Here is a 16,232-nt window from a genome sequence, read left to right on the forward strand (position 1 = left end):
ATGGCAGTCACGGGACGCACAAAAATCCTCGGCCGCTTGCGGGCCAAAATCGCGGCAGACAAGGTGATCGTCGGCGGCGGCGCGGGCACCGGCCTGTCGGCCAAATGCGAAGAGGCAGGCGGCATCGACCTGATCGTCATCTACAACTCGGGCCGCTATCGCATGGCCGGGCGCGGGTCGCTGGCGGGGTATATGTCTTATGGCAACGCCAATGAGATCGTTGTCGACATGGGCCGCGAAGTGCTGCCCGTTGTCAAAAACGTACCCGTTCTGGCCGGTGTGAACGCCACCGATCCGTTCTGTATCATGGACAAGTTTCTGGACGATCTGGCCGCCATGGGGTTTGCCGGGGTGCAAAATTTCCCCACCGTCGGCATCATCGACGGCCGTTTCCGGCGCGAGCTTGAGGCAACCGGCATGTCTTATGACATGGAGGTCGAGATGATCGCCAAGGCCCGCGAACGCGACCTGCTGACCACGCCCTATGTGTTCAGTGCCGACAACGCTGCCGAAATGGCCAAGGCGGGTGCGGATGTGATCGTGGCGCATTTCGGACTGACCACCGGCGGGTCCATCGGGGCAGGCGACAGCGCGCCGGATATCGCCGAATGCGCACGGCTTTACGATGAATGGGCGGCGGCAGCGCGCGCCTATCGCGATGACCTGATCTTTATCTGCCACGGCGGCCCGCTGGCCGAACCGGAGGATGCGCAGAAATTCCTTGACCTCTGCCCCGATTGCCATGGCTTTTATGGCGCATCATCGATAGAGCGTCTGCCCACCGAACGGGCGATCACAGCCCAGACTGCCGAGTTCGGCAAACTGCGGCGTGGTGTGCGCGTCACAGAAGGAGTGTCACAATGATCAAAGCCTATGCCTCAACCCTCATCGCGGTTCCGGTCGACCAAGTCTGGGAACGCGTCCGCGACTTCAACGGCCTGCCCAACTGGCACCCCGCGGCCACGGACAGCCAGATCGAAGAGGGCCACGCCAATGGTGAGGTCGGATGCGTCCGCAATTTCGCCCTGACAGATGGCTCGGGCCGCATCCGCGAGACCTTGTTGTCGCTGTCCCATCCGGACCGTGAGCTGTCATATGACATGCTACCCAACGGTCCGCTGCCCTTCGTGAACTATGTCGCGAGGATGAAGTTTTCACCGATCACCGACCGCAATGAAACCTTCGCCGAATGGTGGGCCGAGTTCGTGGCCGGAGACGGGCAAACCGAACACTGGCATAAGTTCGTCGAAAACGATGTGTTTTTGGGAGGTTTCCGGGCTTTGGAGGCGAGTTTTTCGTCTCAGTAACTAAGTAGCGCGACGACGCGGCATGCTACTGATCACCCCCCAAGCATTGCGCCCGTCGGTAGACGACGGGCGCAAAGGAACGCAACAGATCCGTTGCGAGATGGAAGCGATCGTTTTGGATGCGCTACGCCGCGACCTCTTCCAGCGGTAGTTTATGAGGGTATGGGTCACCGCGCTTGTAGGAACCCGCAGCGGTGAACAGAACGTCGGTGGACGAATTCAGTCCGGTTTCTGCGGAATCCTGCAAGACGCCCACGATGAAGCCGATGCTCACGACCTGCATCGCGGTTGCGTTGTCGATGCCGAACAGGCTGGCCGCCATCGGGATCAGCAAGAGCGAGCCACCCGCCACACCGGACGCCCCGGTCGCGGCGATGGCTGCGATCACGCTCAGCAGCAGGGCGGACAGGAAGTCGGCCTCGATCCCGACGGTGTGCACGGCTGCCAGCGTCATCACTGTGATGGTGATGGCGGCCCCGGCCATGTTGATCGTGGCCCCGATCGGGATGGTGACGGAATAGGTTTCCTCATCCAGATTCATCCGCCGGCAAAGCTCCATATTGACCGGAATATTGGCGGCGGAACTGCGCATGAAGAACGCCGTGATGCCGGATTCCTTCAGGCAGGTGAAGACCAGCGGATAGGGGTTCTGACCAATGCGCAGGAACACAATCAGCGGGTTCACGACAAGCGCCATCACCGCCATGCAACCCAGAAGAAGCGCCAGCAGGTTGGCGTAGCTGACCAGCGTGGCAAAACCCGTCTCCGCAATGGTTGCGGCGACGATGCCGAAAATGCCGATCGGGGCAACGCGGATGATGGCCGCGACGATTTTGGTGATCGCGCCGTCCAGATCGGACATCAGCGCCTTGGTCGTGTCGCTGGCATGGCGAAACACCAGCCCCAGACCGATGGCCCAGGCCAGAATGCCGATATAGTTGGCCTGCGCGATGGCGTTGACCGGGTTATCGACGATCTTCAGCAGAATGTTCTTGACCACGTCGCCCAGGCCATCCGGGGCGGCCATGGCCTCGGCCGTTCCGGTCAGGTGCAGCGTGACCGGGAACAGGAAGCTGGCCGCAACGGCAAGCAGGGCGGCGGCAAAGGTGCCGATGATGTACAGCATGACAACCGGACCCATCCGGGCCTCGCTGTCCTTTTTGTGGTTGGTGATCGCGGCGCAGACCAGGATCAGCACCAGAACCGGGGCGACGGCCTTCAGCGCGTCGACAAAGAAATCACCCAGCAGACCGACGGCCATTCCGGCCTGAGGCCACAGCGTTGCAAGCAAAACGCCTGCGACAAGGCCGACAATGATCTGGGTTACCAGACTTCCCTTCAGTATGAAATTCATCGGAGTCACCTTTGTGGATTGGGGTCCGAGGCTGCTTGATGGTACAGCCCGCGGAGTAGAGTTGACGTGAAATCCGCCTGTTATTTGGGCGACATGCCTAAATTTTCAACACTGTTGGTAAAATGAACTGTGACCGGTGTGGAACAAAACGGGGGCAGAGCGCCCGACCTCGATCAGTGAGTATGGCCGATTACACCCCAAATCTTAACGGTCTTTAAGGTTCGGGAAACCCGGACGTCATCCCGGCTTGCCATCTCAGGTTCAACGAAATCGGATTTTCACCGAACGGACGAGGGTGCGAAATGTATGACGAAGCTCTGAACCAGATTGCGGACCCGGCCCGCTTTTCCAGAAATGACCTGATCGACGCCGGGTTGAAGGCCGCAAACCTCGGGCTGCGCGAACAGGTGAAACTGTGGGAGTGTCACACCGATGAGAAAGCCGACGTCGCGCGTGACCTGATGCGTGGGGTCAAAGCGCTGCTGCGCGAGCGCGCGCCGGATCAACGGCTCCGAACACTCTCGATCGGATCAAGCGAGGAACCGCAGTTCCAGCTGTTGCATGCGCTGTCCGATGGCGGGCTGTGGCTGTACGATTGTGACCCCGCGGCTTTGGGGGCCCTGAAAACGCGCGTTGAGCGGACCTTGTTGAACGATGTGCATCTGGTACAGGGCGACTACCTTCAGGATTTTCGAACGGATCGGGCCGCAGAGGCAACCTTGCAGGACCGGCTGGACGGGGTGCCCTTCGATCTGGTGACCCTTCATCACGCGCTGTATTACTCCCGGCCCGAGGACTGGCCGGATCTGCTGCGCGCCCTGTGCAGTCAGGTTCTCAGCGCGCCGGGCAGGATGCATCTGGCGCTGATGTCTTCTTCGACCAGGCGTCCTTACTCGACCACCTGGCTGTACAACCGGTTCGCCGAAAAGTTCTGCGGAACCCGCAACACACAGAACCTGCTGGACCTGCCCGCGCGGGTCAAGGCGCGGCCCGAGGGCGGGGATTTGTATTTCTCAGCCCGCAGCAGCGCGGTCAGATGCCGCCCCGAGCGTTTTGAGGACCTGATGGCCGTTGTCTGGATGATCATGCTGTACCCGCAGGTTCATGATTTCAGCACCGATCAACGGGTCGAGATCACCGAGTGTGTGCTGGATGAGTTCTGGCTGCCCGGGCGCGATCTGGTGCAGGTGCAGGATTATGTGACCATCACCAAATCCCCGGCCACCAAACACTCGGGGGTGGGTTGAACGGGTTGCAGCTTGCGTTGCGCGCGCCGGGGTCCGAGGTTTGGCTGGATAGGAAAGCCCAACCCGGATATGCTGTGCGTAACATTTGATCAGCAAAGGCAATTTCACCCTGCGTAACCGCAGCGACCCATTCCTCGGACCAAAGCAGTGACCCATGGCCGATCAGCCAATAAAAACAAAACCCGGCCTGCTGAGCCTGACGCGCGCTGAACTGCCCACCGCGTTGATCATCGTGACGCTGGGCATATTCCAGTTCGGCGCGGATGGCTTGTTCTACGATCTGCAGAACCTTTGGCTGGCCGGGCTGTTGTTTGTCGTGATCTTCACAGTGATGATGTGGGCCTGTTTCGCCGTTGTCCGCCACGCGGATGCTCTGGCCGAGTTGCTGGGGGAACCCTTTGGCACCTTGATTCTGACGCTGGCAGTGATCGGGATCGAGGTGTCGCTGATTGCGGCCATCATGCTGACCGGTGAGGCCGCGCCGACGCTGGCGCGCGACACCATGTTTGCGGTGCTGATGATCGTGCTGAACGGTCTGGTCGGGCTGGCCCTGCTGATCGGCGCGTTGCGCCATCGCGAGCAGGACTACAATCTGCAAGGCGCGCGCGCGTTCATGGCCGTGCTGCTGCCGCTTGCGGTGCTTAGCCTGATCCTGCCGAAATTTACCGTTTCGACCGATGACCCGACATTTTCTGTGCCGCAGGCGGTGTTCTTCGGGATTATCATCGTCCTGCTTTATGCCGCGTTCCTGACCGTTCAGACCATGCGGCATCAGGGCTACTTCCTGCAGCCCGCGCGCGCGGATGAGGCCGCGCAGACCGAGGATCACGGGCACGGCCCGGTCTATTCGGTCGGCTACCACACGCTGTTGCTGCTTCTGACGCTGATCCCGATTGTTCTGCTGTCCAAGCGGATGGCCAAGCTCGTGGATATCGGGATCGTTCAGGCCGGGGCCCCGCTTGCCCTTGGCGGGGTGGTCATCGCCCTTCTGGTTCTGACGCCCGAGGGGCTGGCCGCACTGGCCGCCGCCCGCGCCAATCACTTGCAGCGGTCGGTCAACCTGCTGCTGGGCTCAGCACTGGCGACGATCGGGCTGACGGTGCCTTGCGTACTTGCCATTAGCCTGTTGACGGGCACCAATACGGTTCTGGGCCTGAGCGACAGTTCCATGGTTCTGCTGCTTCTGACGCTGGTGATGAGCGTCATGACCTTCGGCGGGGTGCGCACAAACGTGCTGAACGGGGCCGTGCATTGCGTGTTGTTCATCGTCTTTCTGGTGCTGATCTTCAGCCCCTGAACGTGCCGTGCGTCGAAGTTGGATCGAGCGACGGCCAGGGGCAACTGGCGGTTCAGTTCGCCCTCGCCGCCAACTGATACCCCGGCTTCGCGATAGCTCGAACCATGGTGATCGGGGCCCCGTTGATCCATGTGGTGCGCTCCATGACAAACAGGGCTTCGCCGACATCCGAGGCCAACAACTCGGCCTCTTGCTGCGTGGCGTTCTTGGCCAGAAACCGCACCTCGCAATCGCTGTAGGGACGGTTCAATACAAGCCATTCATTGGCGCTTTGGCGGCTCAGATCGACGTCCAGGATTTCTGGTGTCGTTGCGTGGACGATCCACCGGTCTTCGAAGAAATAGGGCTGTTTGTCCGCCATGTGCAGCGCCTCGACATGCAGCATCTCGGTCGGTTCGGCCAGACCAAAGGCCGACGCGATGCGCGGCGGAGAGACGCGGATTTCGCGCGAGACCAGAAAGTAGCTGTAGTCCTTTCCGGCGGCCTCGATTTCAAGTCGGGTGATGGGGATGTCAAACGTGGTCCGCGTGATCGGGTGCAGCGTGATGGTCGTGCCGCCCTTTCGGCGGCGATCGACGGTGCCGCTTTGGGCCAGATCCAGCATGGCGCGCTGCACGGTGGTTCTGGAGCACGCGAATTCCTCGGCCAGGTCCTGATCATTGGGAAGTTTCGCGCCCGGAAGCAATTCTCGATCCAGCACCCGGCGCTTGATCTCATCCCGTATGTCCATCCAGTTGCTGCTCATCGTCCGTGGTTCCGGTTCGCTCTTAATAGGTTTAACCGCTGTCAATCGTCGGGGCGGTTAAATTTAAATTGACTCAATTATTATGTGCATGCTTAAAAGTTTTTAGCAATGATTTAATAATTTCAAAAACCGGGAGGATACAATGAAACGCAGAGACTTTGTGACCGCAGGTGTTCTGGGCGCTGCCGCCACCTCGCTTGCGGCCCCAGCCGTGGCGCAGGACATTCGCCAATGGAACATGGTCACGGCCTGGCCCAAAAACCTACCCGGACCTGGTGTTGCGGCGCAGATGCTGGCTGATCGGATCACCACCCTGTCGGGCGGCCGGTTGGAGATCAAGCTCCATGCGGCAGGGGAACTGGTGCCGGGGCGCGGTGTGTTTGATGCGGTGTCCGAAGGCACGGCCGAGCTGTATCACGCGGTGCCCGCCTATTGGGGGTCAAAGTCGAAAGGCATTCTGTTGTTCGGCTCGCAACCCTTTGGCCTGCGCGCGGATGAGCAGTTTGGTTGGCTCTATCATGGGGGCGGGCAGGCGCTGTATGATGAGATTTACGCCCGCTTCAACCTCAAGCCGTTCCTGTGCGGCAACTCGGGCCCGCAATGGCAGGGCTGGTTCCGGGATGAGATCCAGTCGCTGGACGATCTGAAGGGCCTCAAGTTCCGTACCACCGGGCTTGCATCTGAGATGTGTTCGAAAATCGGGATGGCAGTGCAGGCGATGGGGCCGCGCGACATGTTCCAGGGGCTGCAGACCGGCGCGCTGGACGCGGGTGAGTTCATCGGCCCGTGGACCGACAGCGCCGTGGGTTTCCAGCAGGTTGCCAAGAACTACTACTGGCCCGGTGTGGGTGAGCCGTCCTCGGCCGAGGAATGCGCCGTCAATGCCACCGCCTATGCCGAGCTGCCCGATGATCTGAAGCAGGCGGTCAGCTTTGCCTGCGAGAGCCTCTATAATCCGGTCTGGACGGAATACACTACCAAACACGCGCAGGCCCTTACCCGGCTGGTGGCCGAAGAGGGCGTGCAGGTGCGCGAGTTGCCCGACGATGTCATTCAGGCCATGGGCGTCGCTGCGATCGAGATCATGGAGGAGCTGTCGCAGGACGATGACGAGCTGGTGCGCCGGATCACCGACAGCTTCCTGACCTATCGCGACTCGGTCGGATCGTACATGAGCTACGCCGATAACGGTCAAATGAACGCCCGCGCAGGTGTTCTGAACTACTGAGACCTGGCCCGGAGGGCGGCCTCGCCCTCCGGGAAACCCTCGAGGCAAGCGTGCAGCACATCATCAAAACTCTGGACGGCTTCAGTCAGGCGGTCGGGTCGGTCATCCGCTGGCTGGCGCTGGCGATGGTGCTGGTCCAGTTCGCCATCGTTGTCGCCCGCTATGTGTTCGGGTTGAGCGATGTGGCGGTGAACGAATCCGTTCTGTATATGCATTCGACCCTGTTCATGCTGGGTGCCGGGTACACGCTGCTGGTCAATGGCCATGTGCGGGTGGATATCTTCTACAACCGCTTCGGTGAAACCGGGCAGCGCCGGATTGATCTGTTCGGGCACCTGTTCCTGCTGATGCCGACAATGGTCACGGTTCTCTACTGGTCGTGGCCCGCCGTAGTGAATTCGTGGAGCATTCTGGAAGGCCCGATTTCCGTTGGCGGGATCAAGGCGGTGTTCTTCCTGAAAACGCTGATCCCGGCCTTCTGCGTCCTGCTTTTGCTGCAATCCGCGTCCGAGGTGATGCGCATCCTGATCGGAGAAAAACCGCGTGGTTGAATACCTCGATCTGCTGATGTTCGCGGCCCTGATGGTGGCGGTTCTGTCTGGCTTTCCGGTGGCGTTCAGCATCGCCGGAACCGCCATCCTGTTTGCCTTTCTGGGCTGGGGACTGGGGGCGATGAACATCGCGCTGCTCGGGGCGATGTCGCAACGGATCTTCGGGCTTTTGACCAACGGGGTGCTGATTGCTATTCCGCTGTTCGTCCTGATGGGGGCGGTGCTTGAGAAAAGCCGGATTGCCGAGGAAATGTTGGAAACCATGGGCCGGTCTTTCGGCAGCTTGCGCGGGGGGCTGGGCATCTCGGTGGTTCTGGTTGGCATGCTGCTGGCGGCCTCGACTGGGATTGTCGGGGCGACCGTGATCGCCATGGGCCTGATCGCCCTGCCAACCATGTTGCGCGCAGGCTATGATCCGCGGTTGGCGGCGGGCATCGTCTGTGCCTCGGGCACGTTGGGGCAGATCATTCCACCCTCGACGTTGCTGATCATCCTGTCCGATGTGGTCTCGAACGCTTATCAGCAGGCGCAGTATGAGCAGGGGAAGTTCGCCATCGACACCATCTCGGTCGGCCAGATTTTCGCCGCCGCGCTGTTGCCGGGCCTGACCATGGTGGTGCTGTATATCGTCTACATCCTGATCCGCGGCCTGATCCGCCCCGCAGATGTGCCGGTTCTGGCCGAGACGGGCGAACGCCTGCCGCTATCCAAGATCCTCTCGGCCATTCTGCCCGCCATTCTTCTGATCCTCGCCGTGCTGGGCGCGATCCTGAGCGGTGTTGCCTCGCCGACCGAGGCGGCCTCGGTCGGGGGCCTCGGAGCGATCCTTATGGCGGCGATCAAAACCGGGGCATCGCGCAAAACTCTGCTGTTAGGCACGGCCAGCCTTGTGCTGTTGGCCGTTGGTGCGGGTCTGTATCCTGTTCGCCTGCAGCGCAGCGATCTTGGAGTTCAGGATTATGTGATGGGCGGCGGGTACATGCTGCTGACCCTGCTCGGGGCGATTGCCATAGGGGTTGCGGTCAAATCGCTGATCGCCCGGAAAACCTTGCAACCGGCGCTGAATTCGACGCTGACCATGACCTCGATGATCTTTGCCACCATTCTGGCGGCGGGGATCTTCTCGCTGGTCTTCATCGGCTTGGGCGGCGAAGAGCGGGTACATGACCTGCTGACCGACCTGCCCGGCGGGCCGACCGGCGCATTGCTGTTTTGTATGCTGTTCGTCTTTGTGTTGGGGTTTTTCCTGGATTTCGTCGAGATCACGGTGATCGTCCTGCCGCTGATCATGCCCGCGCTGATCCTGATGGGGCACGATCCAGTCTGGCTGTCGGTACTGATTGCGATCAACCTGCAAACCTCTTTCCTCACGCCACCCTTCGGGTTTTCCCTGTTCTACCTGCGCGGGGTCGCCCCGGCCGAGATCAGCACCGGGCAAATCTACGCCGGGGTCGCGCCGTTCATTCTGATCCAGATCCTCGCCGTGGTCGTCATCTGGTTCCTGCCCGGGATCGCGACCTATCTGCCGACGGTTCTTTTTTAGGCCGCTTTTGAATTCTGCGCACAGACCACGGAAAGCCACTCCAAGAAGGTTTTGACTTGATCAGACAGGTGGCCTTTGCGGTAAAGGGCGTAGTAACAGGCGGTCCAGTCATGGGGAAAGCTCACCTGTTGCAGACTGCCGTTCAGCAGGTGCTTTCTGACCGTCACTTCGGGGCTGACATGTAGCCCATAGCCCTGGAGCGTGGCTTCGAGTTCGAATTTCGCACCTCCCGGATCGACCAGTGTCAGGTCTTCCAGGGAAAACCCTGCATCGCTGACCATACCTGCGAAGACCGGTCCGCCGATGCTTTGATCCTGAATCCAGGGCAATTCCGCCAGATTGTTGGCGCTCGCCAACAGGTCGGGCGTGCCGCACAGCACAAAGGGCGAGGTGAGCAGTGAAAGTTGGTTGGCGTTGCTCCAGATTTGATTGGGTGCGCCGCCGCGTACCACGATGTCAAACGCATCAAAGTCCGGCTCCTGCGCGTTTTCTTCGGGGGTGAAAGAGACCTGAATGCCCGGGTTCTCGGTCCAAAAGTCACTGAGCTGCGGCATGATGATTGCATCAACAAACCGGACGGTGGTTGATACGCGCACGCCACGCGCCGCCTCCTGCGTGGTCACGTCATCAATGCCCCTGGCGATTTGTGCGAAGGCATCATTCAGTATTGCTGCCAGTTTTTCACCCATAGGCGTCAGGGTAAGCCCGCGCCCTTCGCGACGAACCAGAGCAACGCCCAGATCTGCTTCCAGCCTTCGCACCTGCTGGGCAATTGCAGCAGTGGTCACATTCAGCGACCGCGCTGCCGCCGAATAACCCCCCAGACGTCCCGTCGCCTCAAACGCACGTAGGGTTGTCAGTGCGGGCAGTTTATGCCAGTCGATCAAACTCATTCAGTAGTTTTTCTTAATAATGTGAAAACATCCATGACTCGCATTCCTGCTTATCTAAAGGCATTTTGAGAGTACACAGCCGGTTTGCAGAATACAAATCAGTGTTGTGGCTATCTGAAAGAGCGGTTGCGTTGCCTTTGGCAGCAAGCGTCAGCCAAACGCCGGATTGCAGAGCGGACGGCCGTCGCCAACCGTTGCACATGACGGAGGGAAGGATGAACAAAGGGATCACTCAGTTTGCTGCGCTTGCCGGTTTGGTCGTTGCGACACAGGCACTCTCGGACGCAGGGCCGGACACTGCGCTGGCGGCGAAGGCGGCGTACCTCGCTGCGATCAATTCGAACGATGCGGCGCGGTTTCTGGAGACCGTCACCGAGGATATCGTTTTCATCGCCCCCGGCACGCCGATGATGGAAGGCAAGGCCGAGGTCGCGCCCTGGGTGAGCGGCTACTTTGAGGCAATGCAAACTTTCTGGAGCAAGCAATCGCTGGAATTTGTCGTGGCCGATGAATGGGCGTTCGAGCGCTATGTGTTTACCGCCACCGACACACCTTACGGCTGGGGCACGACCACTGTCTCAAAGGGATATGGTATCAACGTTTACCATCGCGACCCGGACGGCATCTGGCGGGTGGCGCGGGATATCTGGTCGCACGCGGACCCCGACGATGTGCATGCAAGCCTGTCGCCTGCCCTGACCTGTGGCGACCTCAACGGGCCGTGCTGATGTCTGAAGGCCTTTCGTAGGACGCATCGGTAACTATTAGCGGCGTCCCCTCAGACTGCTGTGCTGCGAACAACTACACCTTTGATGTGCCCCAGACTATCTATCGGGCTGCCGATGATGGCGGGGCTGTGCAGCCTCATCATTTCGAAGGCGTTTGACGTTGCCATAGGCACGGCGTCTTTTGCCGGTATCCCGATCCGGGTGATCACCCGCGTCAGCGTGTCTGCCAGGGAAGTATGCGCTCCGGCCAACGACCCTTGAGCATTGACGAGCCGTCCATTGTCGACCCGGATGACCTCTCCATACAGTTCGAAGTGGTCCGGTCCGCCGACGGTGGACATCGCGTCCGACACAAGGACCATACGGTTTGGCATCGGCCGGGCGCGGGTGGCCAGTGCCACCATGTCGTCGCTGACATGATGCCCGTCGGCGATGATGCCGCACCAGACCTCGCTGTTGATTGCAGCTCCGGTGATCATCGGGGCGCGTGAGGTCATCTGGGGCATGCCGTTGAACAGATGTGTGAAGCAGCGCAGCCCTTCCGACAGCGCCCGGCGGGTTTCATCCGCCGTTGCCGCGCTGTGCCCGGCCGAGACAACCACGCCCATACCGGTCAAACGGGCGATCAGGCCCGGTTCGGCGGTTTCAGGGGCCAGCGTCAGAAGAACCGGGACCTTCCGGTTCCGCAGACCTTCCAGCACCGACATAGTCTGATCATCGAAAGGCCGGATATGGGCCGGGTTGTGCGTGCCTTTGTGGGCCAGGCTGATATGCGGCCCTTCGATATGAATCCCCAGAACGCCGTTTTGCCCCAACTCGTCGGCAACCGCCTGAGCGGCGCGTTCCGTGATTTCGGGGCGGTCGGTGATCACCGTCGGCAGCAGAAACGCGGTGCCATAGGCGTTGTGGGCCTGCGCGATCTGGCGCACACCGTCTCTGGTTGGTCTGTTGTTCAGCATCACTCCGCCGCCGCCATTGACCTGCACATCGAACAGGCCCGGCGTGATCAGAGCGTCGATCCGCTCGGTCTGAGCGTCCGGAGGCAGGGCGGCAATCGGCAGGATATCCGCCACAATCCTGCCCTCGCAGGCGAGTACTGTGTCGGTCCGAAGATATTGCCCGTCAAACAGGGCGGTGGGCAGGAGGTAGCGCATGAAAGACCCCTCAGAAGAAATAGGGGCGCAGCGCCTGCTGAATTTGCGCCAGAATAAGCCCGTCTGCCCAGTCTTCACCTGAGATCCACAGTGCTTCTGCGGTTTCGATGACCGAGGGCGCGAAACACTGCGCCAGCACGGGGTCGGGCGGGCAATCCGGACCGAGTGCCGAGAACAGTGCCGATACGGCCTGCTGCGCTTTGGTGTCGGGCCAGTAGTACCGGATGCGGTCTGCATAGCCGAAATGGCGTTGCAGGCGCAGTTCATCGGCGTTGCCCACATAGTGTTTTTGCCAATGACTGGGGTGATCCAGCATGATCCGGTCCATCTGCTGCATCAGGTTAGGGCCGTCTTTGCCCAGTAGCACGCGCAGGTGATCAAGCGCATAAAGCGCCTGCCGGTAGGCGAACGTCAGCGCCGGACCAACCTTGAGAACGCTAAAATGCCGGGCGGCCAGCGCGGGATAGACGGCGGAGTTCTGGTAGTCGGTCGAATGAGCCTCGAAGCAGATATGCGGTACGTCCGTCAGGGCCTGGGACAGGTGATCGGGTGCGCTGCAGTCGAAATGGTCGATATGGGTCGGCGCAAACTCCAACCCCGGCTGGACGACCAGTCCGATCACGCGGGGCCAGGATGGCGCGACGCCTGCGGCCTCGAAAGCGGCCTGATGGATCTGCAGGGTCTTGCGGGCATGGGCGGGATCTGTTGGGGTGACGCCCTGACCCTCTTCATCAGCGCGCGCGCCACCGGGCGGGGGAACCTCGGTGCCGATCACATAGCTCAGGCGGTCGGGATGGGACGCGGCGGCCTCGCATACGGCCGCCAGACGCGCGGCGCGGTCGGCCGAGGTCTGGTCGTCGACCTGCGCGGGCTCACCCGCGAAGCCTTCGGAACAGTCTAGGTGGATCTTGGTGAACCCGGCCTGCACATAGGCGCGCATCAGATCCTCGGCTTTGGCCATCGCGCTGTCGGCGGGTTCGCTGCGCCAGACCTGCGGGCCAAGGTGATCGCCACCGAAATGGATCAGGGCGGGGTCGGTCCCGGTTTCTTGCGCAATGCCGTTTACAAAGGCGATGAAATCGGCAGGCTGCATCCCCGTATAGCCGCCGAACTGGTTGACCTGATTGCTGGTCGCCTCGATCAGAATGGGGCGCTGCATATCTTGCGCCATCAGCAGCGAGGCTCGCAAAACGTCCGGCTGTGCCGAACAGACCGAGGCAATGGCAACCGGCGTTCCGGCCCGGTTGCGCGCATTCAGGTCCGAGAAAAAGCTCATAGGGTCAGGTCCTTCCGGGCACTGGGCAGACCAGCAGAGCCGCCCCGCGGGTGCCGCTGCTGTCGCCGAATTTGGGTTTGCGGATGTCTGGTGCGCGCAGGCCCGGCAACGCCGAGGCCGCCAGCGCCCGAGATAGTTTGCGGTCCAGCCCGTCGATCTTGCTGAGCCCGCCGCCCAGCACGATGCAATCGGGGTCGATATGCAGTTGCAGGCTGTGCAGGAGCTCTCCGGCGATATGCAGCCAGACCTCAAAGACCCGCTGCGCGTCGGCGTCGTTTTGCAGGGTGGCGGCGACAATCTGGGGGGCGGTGCGGCGCTGGCCCGTGAGTGTGTCAGACAGCCGCTCCATGCCCGCGCCGGACAAGTAGGTTTCGAAACACCCTTGTCGCCCGCAGCCGCAAGGCAGGAGTGGTAAGCTGTATTGCGCCACCAGCGGGGCGGGCAGGGATGCGTGGCCGATCTCGCCCGCCAGCGCGTTCGGGCCGGGCAGCAACCTGCCGTCAATCACGACGCCTCCGCCGAGACCGGTGCCGAGGATCAGGCCAAAGACCGTGTGGTGGCCGTCTCCGGCACCGCCGATCGCCTCGGACAAGGCGAAGCACTTGCAATCATTGGCCAGCCGGATCGTGCCGCCGCTGCGGGCCTTCAGGTCAGCCCCCAGAGGCTTACCGTTGGCGGGCAGGTTGGCCGTGACTGAATGGCCTGTGACCGGGTCGATCAGACCCGGAATGCCGACACCCACCGGAAGGTCGGCGTCCTGCGCTTCGGATCGCAGCCACGCGACCTCGGTGCCAAGCGCGTCGAGCAGATCGGCGTAACTGTCCCGGGGCGTGGCGACACGGCGCGAGGCAAGGGGGGTCAGGTCGCCATCAAACAGCTTCGCCTCGATCTTGGTGCCGCCAAGATCAATGCCGCCGCAGACCGCGTCAGACATAGAGGCGGACATGGCTGACCACCCGGCTGAGGTTGCCACCTTCGAACGGGTTATCCACGTTCAGACCCAGCGACTTGGACCACGCGACCGACAGCATCTGCGCCACCAGCACATAAAGTGCGGTGTTCCAGACATCCGGCAGGCTTGTGGACAGGCTCAGGTCCGGGACGACTCCGTGAGTGGGGTCGCCGATGCTGAGGGTGCGTGTGGCAGGGAACTGGCTGCGCAGTTCGGCCACGATGTCGTCGTCATATTTGCGGGTCAGCGGGTCCGACGACAGGAACACGAACACGGTCGTTTCGTCATCGGTGATCGCCTTGGGGCCGTGGCGGAAGCCCAGCGTGCTGTCCCAGGCCGTCACCACCTGACCCGCCGCCAGTTCCAGAACCTTCAGCGCAGATTCCCGCGCGGTGCCCAGATAAGGCCCCGAGCCCAGAAACACCGCACGCGCCGGGCGCGGCAGGTCCGGCGCGTCTTGCAGCAAACCGCGCGCGGCGTCGGCAAGGATGGTGAGGTTGGTGGAAATCACGGTCTCCTCGGTGCCCGACAAACAGGCCAGCGCGGTCAGCAACATCGTGGTATAGCTGGAGGTCATCGCAAAACCCTGATCGTGGCAGGCGTCGGGCAGCACGATTACCTTTTGCTCACCCGGTCCCGGATGTCCGCGCGTGGCCAGCGCGCTGTCGGCGTTGCACGTGATGTTCAGCCGGTCCGCCGCCGGGCAGTCCCGGTCCAGCAGGTCCAGCGTGCCCAAGGTCTCGGAACTGTTGCCGGACCGGCCAAAGGACACGACCAGTGGGCGAAGCCCCGGTTTCAGGTAATCCGCTGGACGCGCCACCAGGTCGGTCGAGGGGACGGCGCGGACCGGGATGCCCAGCAGCCCGTCCAGATAGACGCTCAGCGCATCTCCGATAAAGGCTGAGGTTCCCGCCCCCGTCAGCCAGATCACATCTGGCTTGCGCGCGGCGATCCAGCCCGAAATATCCGCCGCGATACCGGGCAGAATGTGCGACCAGGCCAGCCAGATATCCGGCTGTGCGGCAATTTCCGTTTCGGTTGCCCAGATATTAACGCTCATGAATTACGTCCGTTCTTTTGATGGTGTTGCCGCAGCTTCTGGAATGTCGGCGAGGTAGAGCCTGACATTCCTGCTGCGCAGGTCCTGTTGCATGTCAGCCGGCATCGAGCTGTCCGAGACGATGGCGTCCACCTTGGACAGATCGCAGATGCGATGCAGTTTGGTGGGGCCGAACTTGCTGGCGTCGGCCAGTACGATCACCCGGCGGCTGGCGCGGATCATGGCGCGGTTCAGATGCGCCTCGTCCTCGCTGAAGGTCGACAGGCCGAAGGCGGGATCGATCCGGTCGGCCCCCATCAGCACTGTGTCGAAAGACATCGTCTCAAGCGTGGTTTCAACCAGCCGCCCGCTGAGCGACATGGCGTTCTGGCGCAACACGCCGCCGGTCAGCATCAACTGGTGCTGCGGGCAATCGTGCAGCGCCAGCATCAGGTTCAGTCCGGTGGTCATCAGGGTCTTGGAGGGCGCGCGCCGCAGATGCTCGCCGAGGAATTGTACGGTCGATCCGGAATCGAGCAGGATCGACTGGTCGTCCGAAATCAACTCGGCCGCCAGGGCGGCCACGGCGCGTTTTGCCCGTTTGTTGACCACTTCCTTGTCTTGGATCGTGGGTTCGATCTCGGCGCTGCTGCCGCTGTCCTGCGCGGCCAGCGCCATGGCGACGGCAATGCGCAGATCGGGTAGGCCCTTGAAGCCGTAGCGGCGGCCAAACCGGATCAGGCTGGGTTCGCTCACACCAATGGTTTCGGACAGCTCTCGCAGAGGCTGGCGGATGAACTGGGTGGGATTGGCCAGCAGGAACTCGGCCACATTGCGCAGGGCGCGCGACAATTCCGGCATGTCGCGTTCGATCTGGTTCAGAATGTCAGCCCTGTCTGCCAAATGCGTGCCCTTCTT

At 61.6% G+C, this 16,232-nt stretch carries 16 protein-coding genes; 8 read left to right on the plus strand and 8 right to left on the minus strand.

Going from position 1 to position 16,232, the window contains the following annotated elements; genetic code table 11:
• Both ACR0NJ_RS07080 and ACR0NJ_RS07085 read left to right on the plus strand, forming a co-directional pair.
• Positions 1–864 carry a phosphoenolpyruvate hydrolase family protein gene (locus ACR0NJ_RS07080; RefSeq protein WP_480816425.1) on the plus strand — a complete coding sequence of 288 codons (864 nt, stop codon included), beginning with the start codon at positions 1–3 and terminating at the stop codon, positions 862–864.
• Positions 861–1,307 (plus strand): SRPBCC family protein, encoded by a 447-nt coding sequence (locus ACR0NJ_RS07085; protein ID WP_480816426.1) that lies wholly within the window; start codon positions 861–863, stop codon positions 1,305–1,307. Before ACR0NJ_RS07080 ends, ACR0NJ_RS07085 begins: the two co-directional genes overlap by 4 nt.
• 124 nt (positions 1,308–1,431) lie before the next feature.
• On the opposite strand, the gene sstT is transcribed toward ACR0NJ_RS07085, so the two are convergent.
• A complete protein-coding gene (gene sstT / locus ACR0NJ_RS07090; protein WP_480816427.1) occupies positions 1,432–2,661 on the minus strand; it encodes a serine/threonine transporter SstT in 1,230 nt (409 codons plus the stop codon).
• 302 nt (positions 2,662–2,963) lie between these two features.
• On the opposite strand from sstT, the gene ACR0NJ_RS07095 reads away from it, so the two are divergent.
• Together ACR0NJ_RS07095 and ACR0NJ_RS07100 are read left to right on the plus strand one after the other, a co-directional pair.
• Entirely contained in the window at positions 2,964–3,908 is a 945-nt protein-coding gene (locus ACR0NJ_RS07095) for a class I SAM-dependent methyltransferase (RefSeq protein ID WP_480816428.1), read from the plus strand.
• Between the two features lie 154 nt (positions 3,909–4,062).
• Positions 4,063–5,205 carry a calcium:cation antiporter gene (locus ACR0NJ_RS07100; RefSeq protein WP_480816429.1) on the plus strand — a complete coding sequence of 381 codons (1,143 nt, stop codon included), beginning with the start codon at positions 4,063–4,065 and terminating at the stop codon, positions 5,203–5,205.
• A 52-nt stretch (positions 5,206–5,257) separates the two neighbouring features.
• On the opposite strand, the gene ACR0NJ_RS07105 is transcribed toward ACR0NJ_RS07100, so the two are convergent.
• Positions 5,258–5,950: a GntR family transcriptional regulator gene (locus ACR0NJ_RS07105; RefSeq protein ID WP_480816430.1), complete on the minus strand. Its 693-nt coding sequence runs from the start codon at positions 5,948–5,950 to the stop codon at positions 5,258–5,260.
• A gap of 142 nt (positions 5,951–6,092) precedes the next feature.
• Here ACR0NJ_RS07105 and ACR0NJ_RS07110 point away from each other — a divergent pair, with 142 nt between their 5' ends.
• The 3 genes from ACR0NJ_RS07110 to ACR0NJ_RS07120 are packed head-to-tail and all read left to right on the plus strand — an operon-like array spanning position 6,093 to position 9,272.
• Complete coding sequence (locus tag ACR0NJ_RS07110) at positions 6,093–7,178, plus strand: TRAP transporter substrate-binding protein (RefSeq protein WP_480816431.1); 1,086 nt, start codon at positions 6,093–6,095, stop codon at positions 7,176–7,178.
• Between the two features lie 50 nt (positions 7,179–7,228).
• Positions 7,229–7,729 (plus strand): TRAP transporter small permease subunit, encoded by a 501-nt coding sequence (locus ACR0NJ_RS07115; protein WP_480816432.1) that lies wholly within the window; start codon positions 7,229–7,231, stop codon positions 7,727–7,729.
• The gene (locus tag ACR0NJ_RS07120; RefSeq protein ID WP_480816433.1) at positions 7,722–9,272 is read left to right on the plus strand and encodes a TRAP transporter large permease; all 1,551 of its coding nucleotides are present in this window, start codon (positions 7,722–7,724) and stop codon (positions 9,270–9,272) included. Before ACR0NJ_RS07115 ends, ACR0NJ_RS07120 begins: the two co-directional genes overlap by 8 nt.
• On the opposite strand, the gene ACR0NJ_RS07125 is transcribed toward ACR0NJ_RS07120, so the two are convergent.
• Positions 9,269–10,165 carry a LysR family transcriptional regulator gene (locus tag ACR0NJ_RS07125; RefSeq protein WP_480816434.1) on the minus strand — a complete coding sequence of 299 codons (897 nt, stop codon included), beginning with the start codon at positions 10,163–10,165 and terminating at the stop codon, positions 9,269–9,271. The genes ACR0NJ_RS07120 and ACR0NJ_RS07125 overlap by 4 nt on opposite strands.
• A 215-nt stretch (positions 10,166–10,380) precedes the next feature.
• On the opposite strand from ACR0NJ_RS07125, the gene ACR0NJ_RS07130 reads away from it, so the two are divergent.
• Positions 10,381–10,893, plus strand: a complete 513-nt coding sequence (locus tag ACR0NJ_RS07130; RefSeq protein ID WP_480816435.1) for a YybH family protein — start codon at positions 10,381–10,383, stop codon at positions 10,891–10,893.
• Positions 10,894–10,943: 50 nt separating this feature from the next.
• Here the strand turns inward: ACR0NJ_RS07130 and ACR0NJ_RS07135 are convergent, their stop codons facing one another.
• Genes ACR0NJ_RS07135 through ACR0NJ_RS07155 form a run of 5 tightly spaced genes read right to left on the minus strand, consistent with a single transcriptional unit; the run spans position 10,944 to position 16,217 of the window.
• Positions 10,944–12,047: an N-acetylglucosamine-6-phosphate deacetylase gene (locus ACR0NJ_RS07135; protein ID WP_480816436.1), complete on the minus strand. Its 1,104-nt coding sequence runs from the start codon at positions 12,045–12,047 to the stop codon at positions 10,944–10,946.
• Between the two features lie 10 nt (positions 12,048–12,057).
• Positions 12,058–13,323: a class II D-tagatose-bisphosphate aldolase non-catalytic subunit gene (locus ACR0NJ_RS07140; protein ID WP_480816437.1), complete on the minus strand. Its 1,266-nt coding sequence runs from the start codon at positions 13,321–13,323 to the stop codon at positions 12,058–12,060.
• 4 nt (positions 13,324–13,327) lie between these two features.
• Complete coding sequence (locus ACR0NJ_RS07145) at positions 13,328–14,269, minus strand: ROK family protein (RefSeq protein WP_480816438.1); 942 nt, start codon at positions 14,267–14,269, stop codon at positions 13,328–13,330.
• On the minus strand, positions 14,250–15,335 hold the full coding sequence (locus ACR0NJ_RS07150; protein ID WP_480816439.1) for an SIS domain-containing protein: 1,086 nt from the start codon (positions 15,333–15,335) through the stop codon (positions 14,250–14,252). Before ACR0NJ_RS07150 ends, ACR0NJ_RS07145 begins: the two co-directional genes overlap by 20 nt.
• A 3-nt stretch (positions 15,336–15,338) precedes the next feature.
• Positions 15,339–16,217 carry a DeoR/GlpR family DNA-binding transcription regulator gene (locus ACR0NJ_RS07155; RefSeq protein WP_480816440.1) on the minus strand — a complete coding sequence of 293 codons (879 nt, stop codon included), beginning with the start codon at positions 16,215–16,217 and terminating at the stop codon, positions 15,339–15,341.
• Between the last annotated feature and the right edge of the window lie 15 nt (positions 16,218–16,232).

The organism is Ruegeria sp. F11 (assembly GCF_056533855.1).